This is a genomic window from Natrinema sp. 74, from assembly GCF_046097095.1.
In the GTDB taxonomy this organism is placed as follows: Archaea; Halobacteriota; Halobacteria; order Halobacteriales; family Natrialbaceae; genus Natrinema.
Genome location: NZ_CP175698.1, coordinates 1,495,422 through 1,509,983, shown reverse-complemented (window position 1 = coordinate 1,509,983; position 14,562 = coordinate 1,495,422). Strand labels below are relative to the sequence as shown.

The 14,562-nt window shown below is 63.1% G+C and carries 16 protein-coding genes; 7 read left to right on the top strand and 9 right to left on the bottom strand.

Going from position 1 to position 14,562, the window contains the following annotated elements; genetic code table 11:
* Positions 1-25: 25 nt before the first annotated feature.
* Positions 26-904, bottom strand: coding sequence for a hypothetical protein (locus ACJ70B_RS07525; protein ID WP_408959787.1), 879 nt, complete (start codon positions 902-904; stop codon positions 26-28).
* 329 nt (positions 905-1,233) lie between these two features.
* Positions 1,234-1,686: a MaoC family dehydratase gene (locus ACJ70B_RS07520; RefSeq protein WP_408959786.1), complete on the bottom strand. Its 453-nt coding sequence runs from the start codon at positions 1,684-1,686 to the stop codon at positions 1,234-1,236.
* Positions 1,687-1,789: 103 nt separating this feature from the next.
* Between ACJ70B_RS07520 and ACJ70B_RS07515 the strand changes: the two genes are divergently transcribed.
* Positions 1,790-2,023: a hypothetical protein gene (locus ACJ70B_RS07515; RefSeq protein ID WP_408959785.1), complete on the top strand. Its 234-nt coding sequence runs from the start codon at positions 1,790-1,792 to the stop codon at positions 2,021-2,023.
* Positions 2,020-2,415 carry a PIN domain-containing protein gene (locus tag ACJ70B_RS07510; RefSeq protein ID WP_408959784.1) on the top strand — a complete coding sequence of 132 codons (396 nt, stop codon included), beginning with the start codon at positions 2,020-2,022 and terminating at the stop codon, positions 2,413-2,415. Before ACJ70B_RS07515 ends, ACJ70B_RS07510 begins: the two co-directional genes overlap by 4 nt.
* An 85-nt stretch (positions 2,416-2,500) precedes the next feature.
* Here the strand turns inward: ACJ70B_RS07510 and ACJ70B_RS07505 are convergent, their stop codons facing one another.
* Together ACJ70B_RS07505 and serS are read right to left on the bottom strand one after the other, a co-directional pair.
* On the bottom strand, positions 2,501-2,647 hold the full coding sequence (locus tag ACJ70B_RS07505; RefSeq protein ID WP_408959783.1) for a hypothetical protein: 147 nt from the start codon (positions 2,645-2,647) through the stop codon (positions 2,501-2,503).
* Between the two features lie 134 nt (positions 2,648-2,781).
* Entirely contained in the window at positions 2,782-4,161 is a 1,380-nt protein-coding gene (serS, locus tag ACJ70B_RS07500; protein WP_408959782.1) for a serine--tRNA ligase, read from the bottom strand.
* A gap of 119 nt (positions 4,162-4,280) precedes the next feature.
* Between serS and ACJ70B_RS07495 the strand changes: the two genes are divergently transcribed.
* Entirely contained in the window at positions 4,281-5,489 is a 1,209-nt protein-coding gene (locus ACJ70B_RS07495) for a potassium channel family protein (RefSeq protein ID WP_408959781.1), read from the top strand.
* A 150-nt stretch (positions 5,490-5,639) separates the two neighbouring features.
* Here ACJ70B_RS07495 and ACJ70B_RS07490 read toward each other — a convergent pair whose 3' ends face one another.
* From ACJ70B_RS07490 to ACJ70B_RS07475, 4 genes are all read right to left on the bottom strand, one after another.
* Positions 5,640-6,221, bottom strand: a complete 582-nt coding sequence (locus ACJ70B_RS07490; protein WP_408959780.1) for a magnesium transporter — start codon at positions 6,219-6,221, stop codon at positions 5,640-5,642.
* On the bottom strand, positions 6,221-6,796 hold the full coding sequence (locus ACJ70B_RS07485; protein WP_408959779.1) for a magnesium transporter: 576 nt from the start codon (positions 6,794-6,796) through the stop codon (positions 6,221-6,223). The genes ACJ70B_RS07490 and ACJ70B_RS07485 overlap by 1 nt, the downstream gene beginning before the upstream one ends.
* A gap of 145 nt (positions 6,797-6,941) precedes the next feature.
* Positions 6,942-7,364, bottom strand: coding sequence for a fluoride efflux transporter CrcB (gene crcB / locus ACJ70B_RS07480; RefSeq protein WP_408960087.1), 423 nt, complete (start codon positions 7,362-7,364; stop codon positions 6,942-6,944).
* Positions 7,365-7,396: 32 nt separating this feature from the next.
* On the bottom strand, positions 7,397-7,804 hold the full coding sequence (locus tag ACJ70B_RS07475) for a CrcB family protein (protein WP_408959778.1): 408 nt from the start codon (positions 7,802-7,804) through the stop codon (positions 7,397-7,399).
* Between the two features lie 160 nt (positions 7,805-7,964).
* Here ACJ70B_RS07475 and ACJ70B_RS07470 point away from each other — a divergent pair, with 160 nt between their 5' ends.
* From ACJ70B_RS07470 to ACJ70B_RS07455, 4 genes are all read left to right on the top strand, one after another.
* Positions 7,965-8,879 carry a cation diffusion facilitator family transporter gene (locus tag ACJ70B_RS07470; protein WP_408959777.1) on the top strand — a complete coding sequence of 305 codons (915 nt, stop codon included), beginning with the start codon at positions 7,965-7,967 and terminating at the stop codon, positions 8,877-8,879.
* Positions 8,880-8,967: 88 nt separating this feature from the next.
* Positions 8,968-9,888, top strand: a complete 921-nt coding sequence (locus ACJ70B_RS07465) for an MBL fold metallo-hydrolase (RefSeq protein WP_408959776.1) — start codon at positions 8,968-8,970, stop codon at positions 9,886-9,888.
* A 170-nt stretch (positions 9,889-10,058) separates the two neighbouring features.
* The gene (locus ACJ70B_RS07460; protein ID WP_408959775.1) at positions 10,059-12,005 is read left to right on the top strand and encodes an AMP-dependent synthetase/ligase; all 1,947 of its coding nucleotides are present in this window, start codon (positions 10,059-10,061) and stop codon (positions 12,003-12,005) included.
* Between the two features lie 190 nt (positions 12,006-12,195).
* Positions 12,196-14,085 (top strand): cation:proton antiporter, encoded by a 1,890-nt coding sequence (locus ACJ70B_RS07455; RefSeq protein WP_408959774.1) that lies wholly within the window; start codon positions 12,196-12,198, stop codon positions 14,083-14,085.
* 59 nt (positions 14,086-14,144) lie between these two features.
* On the opposite strand, the gene ACJ70B_RS07450 is transcribed toward ACJ70B_RS07455, so the two are convergent.
* A complete protein-coding gene (locus tag ACJ70B_RS07450) occupies positions 14,145-14,558 on the bottom strand; it encodes an EamA family transporter (protein WP_408959773.1) in 414 nt (137 codons plus the stop codon).
* Positions 14,559-14,562 lie beyond the last annotated feature (4 nt).

Sequence of the window (14,562 nt, the reverse complement as noted above, 5' to 3'; positions counted from 1 at the left end):
TAGGATGGAGTTGAATATTACTTGATCAAAATCCCATCTTCCTGAAGTCACGAATAGACATTACAAGAAATACCAAAGCAAGGACACCTACGAGTGAAGCTAGCCAATACAGTACTGCCCCACCTTCTTGAGTACCCATATAGACCAACCCAATAGCGCCAATGAGCGCTCCAACGCCGAAAACTGCAAGAATAATCCTCTCTACAGAACTTGACGGATTTACTGGTTCTGTTTTATTTTCCTGCGCTGCTACGAGTACTGGCTCTATTTTCTTATATATGTCTGCTGGAATAGGAATTATTAGTGGAGTGGTTATCCAAGCTATTTCGTTCGCAAAAGAGAGCCGAAGAAATGCGAATTCATCCCATTCATAAACGGAGAATTCGTTAATGTCCTCGATGGCATACGACTGGGATCCAACGCGAAACGTTCCCGTTTTAGTGTTAATTTTCCCCTGAGATTCAAAGAGACCGACGCCACCAAATGCGACCACAGGGCCACCGACAAATACGATCAATATCAGTAGTGGATGCGTGAAAAAAGAACTAATGGAGATCACCGCTCCGAATACTGAACTTATAACGACCCAGCCAATACTCAGCCGATTATAGCTGGTGAGACCAAACTGTCTGCTGAAGGAAGCGTCCCGCCCTGAGTTACTTATTGATGATAAAAGATAGAGTATCGAAACTGGGCCGCCTATTAAAATAGCTAAGACAAATAGGATAAGAGTCTGAGATTCCCCCACATCAGTAGTGGCAGCAGTAGCTAATAATAGTAAGTAAATTAGAAGAGATACCACTCCGCCTATCAACGCGATCTGTAGATAGAGAAAAAAACGCCCTTGTCGAGATTCCGATGCCCGATATGACCAAGTGATAGTATCAGAGCTTTCCATTACCATCAATAACGACGAGGTCAGGCATAAAATCAACGCTTTCACCAGTGATCCCATTTTGTAATTGAAGTGGCAACAAGGTTACACAACTAAATCTATCCTGATATTCGATGGATGAGTTGGCGCAGTTTAAGAACTAAAAATTATAATAAAATAATAACTATCAATGAGAATAGGGAAACGTCTCGAACCGTTACTCCTGTTCGCCGGCACCGAGCGCGCTCGACGCGCTTCCAGCGCGGTTGCGGTTTTTCTTCCGCTTCGGCGATCGACCAGCGACGGCCGTCGACGGCGACCGGCAGTGAGCGCGGTCGGTCCCGCCAGGTCGCCGCCGGTCAGCCGTCGGCCGGCTCCCGTCGCTCGATCAGCCCCAGCGCGACGTAGGAGATGATCGGCTCGTCGCGTTGGTTGTAGCCGGTCGTTCGGGAGTGAATGCGGCCGATCGACGGATGCTCCGGGTCCGGTCGTTTCTCGACGAACTCCGTCTCGACCGACAGCGTGTCGCCGGGGCGAAGCGGTCGGATCCACCGCAGGTCGTCGATCCTGCGGGCACCGGCGATCGCCTTCTCGTCCATCTGCTGGACTTTCAATCGCATACAGAGCGCGGCGGTCTGCCAGCCGCTGGCGACGAGCCCACCGAGGAAGCTCTCCTCGGCCGCTTCTTCGTCGACGTGGAACGGCTGCGGGTCGTACTTCTCAGCGAATTCGATGATCTCGGCCTTCGATACCTCGTAACTGCCGCAGTCGGTGGTCTCCCCGACTTCGACGTCTTCGTAGTATCGTGTCACGTGCTGACTTGACAAAGCGACACGAAAAGCCGTTCGACCGCGGATCGGTCAGACTGCTGAGACCAAAGAAACGCTTTTGACTCTGTAAATTCCATTTTACGGCATGGCCAAGATGATTCGCGTCCCCGACGAGTACCACGCGTGGGTAAAAGCACACAATGAAGAGGGGGAAACGATGTTCGAGACGCTTCGGCGATTGACTCGAGAGCCGGATCCAGAGGCGCTCGCGGGAATTCTGTCTTCTGACGAGGTCGACGACGCACGGCAGGCAGCGGAACGGTTCGGCGGGAGAGACGAGGAGCGACTGAAGCGAGCGCGAGAGGCGTTCGAAGAGTGATTCTCGATTCGTCGTACATCTTCGATCTGATGGACGGCCGTCCGGAAGCAGTCGAGGAGGGGCATCGACTGACGAAAACGGGAGAGGTGCAGTGGCTCCCATCGCCGGTGGTGGCCGAGGTGTACTACGGCGTGGCGTATACGAGAAGCGAAGACGAACGGCGACAGGTACAGAACGCGCTACTCGGCTACCCGAGAGTAGACGTCGACGAAGAAATAGCTCAAGTTGCAAGTACGCTCCTCGCAAAAGCCGACAGAGAGGCGAGCGGGGATAGCGGTGTCGAGACGAACGACGCGTATATCGGCGCGGTTGCCGACGTCCTCGACGATGCTGTTGTAACGGCTAACCCAACGGACTTCGAGACGTTGGGCGTCGACGTCGTCACGTACTGATGGTTCGACCGTTCGCCAGTCCATTCCCCGTCTCACGACCGCGGCGACTGTCGGTTCCGTCTCGGTGTGCGGACGCGTCGGACCGTCAGGCGGGGAGAATCTTCACGTAGAAGGGCGCGAGGACGAAGGCGACGAGCAACGCGACCCACCACGGGAACAGGGCCAGCGCGCCGACGACGAACGCCACGCCGACGATCGACGCGACGACCTTCTGGCGGAGATCGACGTGCATACGTCCCGACTCTCCGTTCGGTCTATAACTGTTTCGCTGACAGGAATCGAACGTGGCTCGAGCGGCGCTCCGGGTTCGCGTGCCGGATCGGCCGCGTCGTCGAATCGCGACGGGCAGAAAAACGCGGTCCCGCGCTACTCCCGCTCGCCGGCACCGAGCGCGCTCTCGCCGACCTTCTCGTGGCCCTCGATGACCTCTTTGCCGCCCATGTACGGCCGCAAGGGCTCGGGAATCGTCACCGTGCCGTCCTCGTTTTGGTAGTACTCGAGGATGGCCACCATGACCCGCGGAATCGCGAGCCCAGAGGCGTTCAAGGTGTGCAGGTACTCGGCCGACTCGTGGCGTTCGGGGCGGTAGCGCAGGCCGGCCCGGCGGGCCTGAAAGTCCTCGAAGTTCGAGGCCGAGGAGACCTCGAGCCAGCGGCCGCCTTCCTCGGGGCCGTCGTCCATGTCGTCGCCGGGTGCCCAGACCTCGATGTCGTAGGTCTTGGCGCTGGCAAAGGTAAGATCGCCGGTACAGAGCTCGAGGATGCGGTAGGGGAGCCCGAGTCGTTTGAGGACCGTCTCAGCCTCGTCGAGCAGGTTCTCGAGGCGGTCGTAGCTCTCTTCGGGTTCGACGAAGTTAACGAGTTCAACCTTGTTGAACTGGTGGACGCGGACGATGCCGCGGGTCTCGGTGCCGTGCTCGCCGGCTTCGCGCCGGAAGTTGGGAGTGTAGGCCTGGTGTTTGAGCGGGAGATCGTCTTGAAGGAGGATCTCGTTGGCGTACATGTTGGTGACTGGCACCTCCGCGGTGGGACAAAGCCAGAGGTCTTCCTCCTCGTAGTCCTCGTCGTTGCTGTCGCCGAGCCGGTAGGCGTCGTCGGCGAACTTCGGGAGCTGGCCGGTGCCTCGCATCGACGCACTTTTGACCGGAATCGGCGGGAAGAGGTCGACGTAGCCCTGCTCGCGGTGGAGGTCCATCATAAACTGGATCAGGGCGTGCTCGAGCTGTGCGCCCTCGCCTTTGAGGAAATAAAAGCCGGAGCCGGTCGTCTTGGCGGCGCGTTCCTCGTCGATGATGTCTAGGTCCTCGCCGAGGTCGTAGTGGGGCGTCACGTCGGCGGGTAGGTCGCGTCGGTCGTCGAAGCCCCAGCGCCGGTCTTCGACGTTGTGGCGTTCGTCGAGTCCTAGCGGAACGCTCTCATGGGGGATCTGCGGGATCTCGAGGATCCGCTTGTTGAGTTCCTCCTGTAGTTCGACGCCTTCTTCCTCGACTTCCTCGATTTTGGCTTTGAGTTCTCGCGAGCGCTCGATGGCCTCCTCTCGCTCCTCGTCTTTCCCCGCGGCGACGAGTTTGCCGATCTTCTCGGTGATCCGGTTGCGGTCGTGGCGCAGGTCGTCGCCTTTGGCTTTGAGTTCCCGCCAGCGCTCGTCGAGTTCGAGGAACTCGTCGATGTCGACGTCGGCCCCGCGGTTCTCTAAGGCCTCGCGCACCTCGTCGGTATTCTCACGCAGATAGGTCCGGTCGAGCATTGGTATTGCTCGTGCGTTCTTTGCGCCCGGCCAAAACCGTGTCGGAAGGTCGCGTCGCGCGCCGACCGAGACGCCGCCGGCGGGAAACGCTTTTTCCGCGGGGCTTCGTCTCTCGAGGTATGGACCCGCTCGAGGGCGAGACGTCGTCGGCCCCGATCGAGTACGAGCCCGTCAGCGTCAAGGACGTACTCGTCGAGATGAAAGACACCGCGGAGTTGCTGATCGACCTCTCGTACTCGGCCGTCCTCCACCGCAGCGAGGAGCTCGCGACGGAGGTGCTCCGATTAGAAGAACGGATGGACGTCCTCGAGATGCGGGCGCGAATGAGTCTCCTGATGGCCGCTCGGAAGCCGGCCGACGCCGAACAACTCGCGCCGGTCTTGGGGATCGTCGGCGCGGCCGACGAGATCAGCGACGCCGCCGGCGATATCGCGAAGATCGTCCTCGAGGACATGGGGCTGCCAGAGGCGATGCGGGCGGCCCTGCCGGACGCCGCGGGAACCCTCGTTCGAGGCGTCGTGGCGTCGGGGTCGACCTACGCCGGGCACAGCTTACAGGAGATCGACCTCGAGTCAGAGACGGGCGTGCGCGCGATCGCGCTCCGGCGGGGCAGCGATTGGCTGCTCAATCCGGGGCCGAACACGCGGATCGAGGCCGACGACGTGGCGTTCCTTCGGGGCCCTGACACGGCGATCGGCGACGTCTACGAGACGCTGACCGGCGACGGCTACGAAGCCCCGACCGCTGCGGATCCGGATATTGACGACTTAGAGCGGGCCGTGGACACGATCGTCCACATGAAGGACTTCTCCGAACTCGCGGTCGATCTGGCCTACAGCAGCGTGTTGTTCGACAGCGAGGAGCTCGCCGAGGAGGTTCGTAACCTCGAGGTGGAAGTCGACGCGATGCAGTCGCGGTTCGAGGCGTGGACGCTCCGGGCGGCCGCAGACGCGGCGGATCCGGTCGTTCTGCGAGGGTTGATCCAGCTGGGAAGCAGCACCGAACGGATCAGCGACACCGCGATCGAGATCAGCGAGGGCGTCCTGCGGGACATCGACGTCCACCCGGTCGTGCAGTTGGCCGTCCAGGAGAGCGACGAGATCATCACTCGCATCGCGGTCGAACCGGGGAGCGACCTCGACGGCACTCCGGTCACGGCCGGCGTTCCTGACGCCGAGTCGACGATGTCGGTGATTGCCATCCGCCGACCGAGCGACGGCTGGCTGCTGGTTGCGGACGCCGACGCCGAACTCCGCGGCGGCGACGTGCTCATCTCGAAGGGGACCCGAACCGCCGCGGCTGACTTTCGGGAGCTCGCGTCCGCGTAGCTGCGCCGGTCCGGATTCGGGGATTCGATCTTTACGTGCTTCCCGTCACAAAGCAAAGCTATGACGCGAGGCCGTCCATTCTCGAGTCGGTACACCGCGTAGCCGATGGCTTTTCTCGTGCAGTATATTGCCTTTCTTCCGCAGCATCGGTCAGTTCAGGACGATGAGCGCGACCCCCGAGAGGACGACCACACCGAGGATGTCACAGAGGTTCGTGACGACTGGAATCGTCGTGTCGTCGGGGTCTAACCCCTGCGTGTAGGAAACGTACGTCGCACCGACGCTCAGTACGACGGCGATAACGGCCAGCAGCATGCCGCTGACGATCGAGATCAACAGGAGATCGACGAGGGGCATCGGTTGGGCGATGACCTGCCCGACGAGCCAGGCGGCGATCCCGAGCGCGGAGAAGACCGTCGCAGCCAGCCCCAGAATCGCCAGTATATTCGTCCAGAGTACGTCGTCCCGCGGATCGAACTCGAGCACCCCCAGATGCAGTCGGGTCGAAAGCCGCGAGGAGAGGATCGCGCCGAGGTTGCCGCCCATCCCGATCATCACGGGAACGAGTACGAGCAGCGTCGGGTTCGAGAGGTACGTCTTCTCGAGTTCCTCGAGGACGTAGCCCGATCCCATCTCGAGTACCGAGAGCGCGAGGAGGATGGGGAACATCGTGGCGACGATGTGGCGAATCGACCACGCGTCGAGCGAGTCGTCGGGACCCGCGGCGGCCATCAGAAGATCACCTCGACGACGGTAAGCGCGATGAAGAGGAAGACGACGCCGAAGACGTCGCCGAGGGTGGTGACGATCGGGCCGATCAGGTTGTCAGGATCGAGCCCGTACTCGTAGCTCGCGAAGACGAGCGCCAGCAGGCCGAAGATGAGCGTGAACGAGGTCAGAATTCCCGAGACCAGCATGATGGAGACGAGTTCGACGAGTCTGGCGGATTCGCGCCCGAGGACGTGCAGGATGCCCCACGAGAGGACGGCGATGAACACCGAAATGCTGATTCCATTGATGAACGATGCTGTCACGGCGTTGACCAGCCGCCGGTCCCACGAGAATTCGGGGTCGATCATCCCCTGATGGAGGCCACTCGAGATGCGCGCGCCCAGCGCGCCGTAGACGTTCCCCCGCGTCGCGAGAAAGGCCGGCAGCAACAACAGCATGCCGGGAAACCGCTGGAAGCCTTCGGTCATCCCCTCAGAGCCAAGCACCGACCCCGCGAAGATTCCGCCGGCGAGGCTGACTACGAGGATCGGCAGCGACTCGCGGTAGATTCGCCACGCGGATTGGCGAGCCTCCATACCGGCGTCTCACGCAGGCCGAACATAAACCTACCGCGGGTCGAACGCGAGCGTATCGCTCGAGGTAGTGTGGTTCGGTACCACTTTTGACCGATCGCTAACCCGTTCCGAGTTCGACTCGAGCGGGCCGCTGTTCACCCGCGTTTCAGAGCGGTATCGTGACGACGAGCCCCCACGCGAGGCCGATCGCCGCGAGCGAACACAGCAGGTTGGCCGCGGCGTTGCCGACCGCGAGCGCCCGATCCCCGCGCTCGTACAGTCGGACCGTCTCGACCGAAAACGAGGAGAAGGTCGTAAAGGAGCCACAGATCCCGGTCCCGACGAGTCGCAGCGTCGACTCGTTCACCCCCGCAAAGACGAGCAGCCCGAGGGCGAAGCTACCGACGACGTTGACCGCGAACGTCGCCAGCGGGAACCGGGAACTCGAGACGCGACTCGAGACCTGTCGGCCGACCCAGTGTCGGCAGACCGCGCCGATCGCGCCGCCGGTGCCGACGACGTGGGCCGGCGCTGGATCGACGGCGACGATCCCATCGGCGAGCAGCGGTCCAAAAAGCGCGGTTGCGATGACACCGATGTCTGAGAGCACGCTCGCCGCGTTCACGCCGTCTCACCACCTGTTGGCTGTGACTCGCCGACGCGGCGGGCCAGCGCCCGACCCGCGAGGACGCCGACAGCGCCGAGACCGTAGTTGGCGGCGACGATCCCGCCGATCGCGAGCGGCCCCGACGCGGACACGGTCTGCAGCGCGAACGTGCTGTAGGTAGTCAGCGAGGAGAGAAAGCCAGTCGCGAAGACGGTCCGCGTCTCGGAGCCGATGTGGCCCGCGTACTCGGCCTCGTAGACCAGAAAGCCCAGCACCGCGCTCCCGACGCCGTTGGCGAGGACGATCGAGGGGACCTCGGAGACCAGCCCCATCGCGAACAGCCGGAGGTTCGCGCCGGCGAAGCCACCGACGGCGATCAGCGCGACCGTCTCGAGTCGAACGAGGGGGTGATCGGCTGTCATGGCTGTGTCACGGTGCTCGAGCGGCGTGATCCCGTCGCTCAGTTATCTCTGGACTCTCACGGCGTCCGTATGAGCGTTGCGAAAGTCCCGAATCGACGCCGATACTCCCGCCAACGGTGGAAGGAAAAGAGACAAGGTTAGACTGCCTCTAAACCAAGCCATGGACGGAGACGTTGCCGCGGACGGCGGTCGAAGCGGATTCGCGCGGGCGTCGTGGGTGAACGTCCTCGGGAACGTCGCCAAAATCATCGCCGAGGGGGCGGCGGGGTACGTCTTCGGCAGCGTCGCTCTGCTGGCGGACGCGGCCCACTCGCTTGCGGACCTAGTCGCCAGTGTCGTCGTTCTCGTCTGGGGCCGGAGCGCGTTCGACGAACCAGACGATACGCATCCCCACGGCCACGACCGGATCGAACCGCTGACCGCACTGTTCGTCGGAGCCGTCATCGCCCTGCTCGGGCTCAACTTGCTCTACCGATCCGTCCAGGGGCTGCTATACGGCACCGATATCGAGTTCAGCGTGTTGCTGCTCGTGGCGCTTGGCTTTGCGATCGCTGACATGTACTTCGTCTACCGCTACACCGTCGCCGTCAACGAGGGACTGCAGTCGACCGCGCTCGCGGCGCTCGCCAAGGACTGTCTGAACGATATCTACACGTCGATCGCGGCCATCGTCGGTGTCCTCGGCGTGCTAGTGAACCTGCCGCTGCTCGATCCCGCCGCCGGCGGCCTCGTCAGCCTGCTGGTCGTCTACCAGGGCATCGAGGTCGGCAAGGAGAACGTCGACTACCTCATCGGTGCCGCGCCCGGTCCCGAGAAGCGCAGCGAGATCACGGGGGCGCTCCGGCGGCATCCGGCCGTCGAAGGTGTCCACGACCTCGCCGTCTTCTACGACGGCACCGTCCTCGAGGTCGAGGTCCACGTCGAGGTCGACGGCGACATGCCGTTTCGCGAGGCCCACGATATCGAGTCGGAACTGGTCGATCGACTGCGCACACTCGAAGAGGTCGGCGACGCGCACGTCCACCTCGATCCCTCGGGCATCGGCGAATGGAAGGAGTCTGCCGACGAGCGCTGACCGGGACTCGGCCGCGTCGCCGGCGTCGCCCGGGAACCAGGCCGCCGCGACGGGTGCTTTTATCCCGCCCGGTGACGGGGTTCTCGATATGGATGTCGGAGACGTCCGCGAAGTCACGACCGGTGACTGTTCGGACCTCTACTACCTGGATACGGGAATGTACGGGACCAGCGGGTACGGAGCCGTCTACATCATCGACGACGACCGACCCGCAGTCGTCGACACCGGTATCGGCACGAATTACGACCTGCTTCTCGAGGCGCTCGCCGAGGTCGGCATCGATCAGGCAGCCCTCGAAGTCATCGCCGTCACGCATATTCATCTCGATCACGCCGGCGGTGCGGGCTTTCTCGCTCGCGACTGTCCGAACGCCGACGTCTACGTCCCCGCGCTCGGGGCCGATCATCTGGCCGACCCCTCGCGGCTGGTCGCAGGGACGAAAGCGGCCGTCGGCGAGCAGTGGGACTACTACGTGGAGCCGCAACCGATCCCCGAGGACCGGATCGTCGAAATCGAGGACGGCGACGCGATCGACCTCGGAATGCACGACCTGCGCGTCCACGCGGCCCCCGGCCACGCCCCGCATCAGGTCGTCTTCGAAGACCCGGCAAACGATGCGGTCTTCGTCGCTGACGCGGCCGGGATCTGGGTGCCACAGACCGAGGAGATCAGGGAGACCTCGCCGCCCTCGCAGTTTGATCTCGAGGGGTGTCTCGCGGACGTCGAGACCCTGACGGAACTCGATCCGAGCGTGTTTCTGTACCCTCACTTCGGGCCCCGCTACGTCGGCGACGACGCTGCCGCGGCGCTCGACGAGTACGCGACCGTCCTCTCTGAGTGGGTCGCGGCGGTCGAGGCAAAGCACGACGAACTCGCGGACGACGAGGCGGTTGTCGAGCACTTCGCCGAAACGGCGACGATGGACGACGTTTGGGGCGAAGAGAAGTCGAGCGCGGAGGCGGCGATGAACGCACGCGGCGTGCTGGGCTACCTCGAACGGCGGGAATGAGCCGCCGGAGACCGCCGGGACGGCCGAAATCGATAGTTTGAGTCCCGCGAGACGGAAGGTTGCGACGGCACAAGTGGGGGTTCAGCGCCGCGATCGAGAACGGTAAACGCGGTGGTGAATGAAACCCGTTTCAGCACATTTTATCGCGCAGGCGCAACTTTCACGCGTATATGGACTGGCTGGACGCCGAACGGGACTACCAAGACGAGGTCGTCGGAGAGACGACGCTCGCGCGGATGTTCGAGGAGTCAGCCGACCGGAACGCAAATCGGCCGGCACAGAAGTACAAGGGGGGAATCTACGACCGATCGCTGACCGAGTCGGTCCTGGCCGCCGCGACGCCCGGTGAGTTCCGGACGATCTCCTACGCCGAAATGCGCGATATCGTCCGCACCCTCTCGGCCGGCTTTCGAGACCTGGGGGTCGAAACGGGGGATCGCGTCGGCCTCTTTTCGAACACGCGAATGGAATGGGCCCAATCCGACTTCGCTTTGCTCTCGGCCGGTGCAGTCGTCACGACCGTCTACACGAGTTCCTCGCCCGATCAGGCCCGGTACCTGCTCGATGACCCTGACGCCACCGGCGTCGTCGTGGAAAATCAGGCCCTCCTCGAGACGGTACTCGAGGTCGAGGACGACCTCAACCTCGAGTTTATCGTCTCGATCGACGAACTCGAGGGCTATGACGACCGCGACGACGTCTGCACCCTCGGCGAGGTCTACGCCCGCGGCGAGGAGGCGTTCGATCTCGAGGCTTACGAGGACCGGATCGACGAGACGGAGTGGGACGATCTGGCGAGTCTGATCTATACAAGCGGAACGACGGGACAGCCAAAGGGCGTCCGGCTGACCCACGGTAACTTCCGGTCGAACGTCAACGCGATCCGGAAACGGTTCGCACCGCGCCCGGACAGGGACGACGACGTGCCGGTATTAGACGAGGAGTCGCTGGCGATGTCGTACCTGCCATTGGCCCACGTCTTCGAGCGGACGGCGGGACACTTCGTGCTGTTTGCGAGCGGGTCCTGCGTCGCCTACGCGGAGGGCCCGGACACGCTACAGGCTGACTTCAGTATCGTCAATCCGACGACGGCGACGAGCGTCCCGCGTGTCTACGAGAAAATCTACGATAGCATCCGCGAGGAGGCCAGCGGCTCGAGCGTCTCCGAGCGGATCTTCGAGTGGGCGACGGACGTGGGCGTCGAGTACCAGCAGACCGAGTCGCCGGGGCCGATTCTGTCGGCCAAACAGGCGGTCGCGGACAAACTCGTCTTCTCGTCGGTCCGCGAGGCGCTGGGCGGTGAGATCGAACTTCTCATCAGCGGCGGCGGCAGCCTCTCGCCGGAGCTCTGTCGGCTCTATTACGCGATGGGGCTACCGATCTCCGAGGGGTACGGATTGTCCGAGACCGCGCCGGTCGTCTCGACGAATCCGCCGGACGCCGCCAAGATCGGCACGATCGGCGCGCCGCTTTCCAACGTCGAGGTGACCGTCGACGAGACCGTCGCCGATCAGGACGCCTTCGCCGACGATCCCGGCGATGTCGGCGAACTCCTCGTGAAGGCCCCAAGCGTCACGCAGGGTTACTGGGACAAGCCCGGCGCGACCCAGGGCGCGTTCACGGACGACGGCTGGTTCAGGACCGGCGACATCGTCCACATCCGCCCCGACGGCTACCTCGAGTTCCGCGATCGCGTAAAACAGATTATCGTCCTCTCGACGGGGAAAAATGTCGCACCTGGGCCGATCGAGGACGCCTTCGCGGCGAACGAGGTCGTCAAACAGGCGATGGTCGTCGGCGACGGTGAGAAGTTCATCGGCGCGTTGTTGGTCCCCAACGCGGATCACGTCCGCTCGTGGGCCGCGACGGAAGGGATCGACCTTCCCGATGACCCGAAGGCGATGTGCGACGACGAGCGAGTCCGCGAATACGTCCAGCGAGAGGTGGACCGAGTCAACGAAAACTTCGAGAAACACGAGACGATCAAGCGATTCGAACTCGTTCCCCAGGAGTTCACCGAGGACAACGACATGCTCACCCCGACGATGAAGAAAAAGCGCCGTGTAATTCTCGAGCAGTTCGAAGACCGCGTCGATCGGATCTACGAGAACGCGTAACTGCACGCGATCGAGAGACGGGGCGGCCGACCGATCCAACACGTCCCTCGACCGCTACTATCTTGCGACAGATTCGCACGATTCGCGTCGATTCTCGTAGGAGTTAACCGCCTGGGGTGAGTCTGCCGACACGAATGGACGTGTCAGCAGTGTCGTCGCGCCGACCGTTTGCGGACCGACAGTCGCAACGATGACGGGTGCTGCTGGTGGCGGGAATCTGCTTATTCTCGTCGCCGCGATCGTCGGGCTCGGAGTCGTCTCGCAGCTCCTCTCGGCGAAGTTCCGCGTGCCGAGCGTCCTCTTTCTCATCGTCGCCGGAGTGGCGATCGGACCGGAAGGGATCGGCGTGTTGTCCGTCGAGTCGTTCGGCGGGAGCAGCGGCCTCTCGACGATCGTCGGGTTGAGCGTCGCAATCATCGTCTTCGAGGGCGCGTTCCATCTCAAGATCGACAAGATCCGAGAAGCACCGTCGGCTGTGTTGCGGTTGACGACCGTCGGCGCGGCGATCGCGCTCGTCGGAACAGCAGCCTCGGTCCGGTTGTTCCTCGGGGCCTCCTGGGAGATGGCACTGTTGATCGGGGCATTGCTGGTCGCGACGGGCCCGACGGTGATCACGCCGATCCTGAACGTCGTCGCCGTCCGCGACCGCGTCGCGGCGACCCTCGAGACGGAGGGGATCGTCAACGACGTGACGGCAGCGATCATCGCGGTCGTGGTGTTCGAGGCGATGGCTGAAAGCGAGCACGCGACCTTGAACGACTACTTACAGCTGTTCGCCGAGCGACTCGGGACCGGGCTACTCGTCGGCGTCATCGTCGCCCTGGTCGTCTGGGGTGTGCTCCAGTACATCGACATCTCGCCCGATGACGCGCCGCGAAATGCCCGATTGCTCACGCTGGCCGGGGCGATCGTCGCTTTCGGGACGGCCGATTACATCTTCCCCGAAGCGGGCGTCGCGGCCGCGGCGACCGCCGGACTCATTCTAGGCAACGCCGACCTCCCCTACGAAGGCGACATCGAGTCGTTCAAAGGCGACGTGACGCTGCTCGTCCTCTCGTTCGTCTTCATCACGCTCGCTGCGTTGCTCGATTTCGACCAGCTGTTCGCGCTCGGCCTCGGCGGCGTCGCCGTCGTCGTGATCGTCATGTTCGTCTTACGGCCGCTGCTGGTCATCATTTCGACTCGAGGGGACCGATTTACGTTCAGGGAGACGCTGTTCATGAGCTTCGCCGGTCCGCGCGGGATCATCCCGGCGTCGGTCGCGACCCTGTTCGCGATCCGACTGCAAAACGACGGCATTCCGGGTAACAACGCCGGTGCGGACCTGCTGGTCGGCACGGTCTTTCTCGTGATCCTCGTGACGGTCGTCATCGAGGGCGGGTTCGCCAGACAGATCGCAGAGAAACTCGACGTGATACCTATGCGTGTACTCATCGTCGGCGGCGGCCGCGTCGGTCGCTCGCTGGCAGAACGGCTGGAAGTGCGCGGTGAAAACGTGGTCCTGATCGAGGAGGACCGGTCGGTCCTCGAACAGCTCCGCAACGAGGGCTTCACCGCCCGGCAAGGTGACGGGACCGATATCGACGTGTTACGCGGCGCGGGCGCGGATAACGCCCGAATCATCGTCGCCGCGACCGGCGACGACGACGCCAACCTCCTTGTGGCACAGCTCGCAAAGTCGAACTTTGACGTACAGACGGTGATCGCCCGAGCGAACAACCCATCAAATGCGGCGGCGTTCGAGGATCTGGGCGTCGAGACCATCTCGGCGGCCGAGTCGACCGCGTGGGCGATCGACAACGTGATCGAACGGCCCGCGCTCTCGAACTGGATGTCCGAACTCGGCCGCTCCGGCGACGTTCAGGAGATCGAGGTCACAGACGAGGACCTCGTCGGTCGGGAAATCGCCGAAGTCGGGAGCGAACTCCCTAACGGTGTCCTCATCGCGCTCGTGAGTCGTAACGGTACCAGCGAGGTGCCGACGCCGGACGTGGTACTTGAGCGCGGCGACCACATCACGCTCATCGGCCGGACCGAGGCGGTCCGCGAAGGGATCGAACGCTGCGGAACGCCGGTGTAGCGCCGACGGTCGCAACCGCCGCGATCGCGACGGCTCGTCTCTCGAGCGGGTGGTTCCGCTCAGGCCGCGACGAGGACGACGGCGACGACTGCCAGTGCCAGTCCGGCGACGTTCGTCGCGGAGAGCGCGGCATCGAAGTAGACGACGCCGACGATCGCCGGTACGACGAAGTAGAGCGCGGTGATCGCCGAGACAATCGCCATGCTTCCGCGGGCGAGGCCGGCGTAGAAGCTGATCGAGGCGGCCGCGAGGAACGCACCAGAGACGAGCGCGGCGGCGACGTCGACGCGCGCTCCGTCGATGGGACGGCGCAGCCAGAGGACGTAGCCGCCCACGATCACGAGACTTGCGACGTACGAGAGGAATACCGCGTTTACGGGCGAGAGCGACCGTGTCGCGATGCCGCCGGCTACCGCCCAGCCGCCATACAACAGTAACGCGCCGAACGCGAACGCGATCGCCGTTCCGACCATGCCC

Coding starts and splice junctions, on each gene's coding strand:
- ACJ70B_RS07525 (WP_408959787.1), bottom strand. CDS start 904: ATGGTAATGGAAAGCTCTGATACTATCACTTGGTCATATCGGGCATCG.
- ACJ70B_RS07515 (WP_408959785.1), top strand. CDS start 1,790: ATGGCCAAGATGATTCGCGTCCCCGACGAGTACCACGCGTGGGTAAAA.
- ACJ70B_RS07505 (WP_408959783.1), bottom strand. CDS start 2,647: ATGCACGTCGATCTCCGCCAGAAGGTCGTCGCGTCGATCGTCGGCGTG.
- serS (WP_408959782.1), bottom strand. CDS start 4,161: ATGCTCGACCGGACCTATCTGCGTGAGAATACCGACGAGGTGCGCGAG.
- ACJ70B_RS07495 (WP_408959781.1), top strand. CDS start 4,281: ATGGACCCGCTCGAGGGCGAGACGTCGTCGGCCCCGATCGAGTACGAG.
- ACJ70B_RS07490 (WP_408959780.1), bottom strand. CDS start 6,221: ATGGCCGCCGCGGGTCCCGACGACTCGCTCGACGCGTGGTCGATTCGC.
- ACJ70B_RS07485 (WP_408959779.1), bottom strand. CDS start 6,796: ATGGAGGCTCGCCAATCCGCGTGGCGAATCTACCGCGAGTCGCTGCCG.
- ACJ70B_RS07475 (WP_408959778.1), bottom strand. CDS start 7,804: ATGACAGCCGATCACCCCCTCGTTCGACTCGAGACGGTCGCGCTGATC.
- ACJ70B_RS07470 (WP_408959777.1), top strand. CDS start 7,965: ATGGACGGAGACGTTGCCGCGGACGGCGGTCGAAGCGGATTCGCGCGG.
- ACJ70B_RS07465 (WP_408959776.1), top strand. CDS start 8,968: ATGGATGTCGGAGACGTCCGCGAAGTCACGACCGGTGACTGTTCGGAC.
- ACJ70B_RS07460 (WP_408959775.1), top strand. CDS start 10,059: ATGGACTGGCTGGACGCCGAACGGGACTACCAAGACGAGGTCGTCGGA.
- ACJ70B_RS07455 (WP_408959774.1), top strand. CDS start 12,196: ATGACGGGTGCTGCTGGTGGCGGGAATCTGCTTATTCTCGTCGCCGCG.
- ACJ70B_RS07450 (WP_408959773.1), bottom strand. CDS start 14,558: ATGGTCGGAACGGCGATCGCGTTCGCGTTCGGCGCGTTACTGTTGTAT.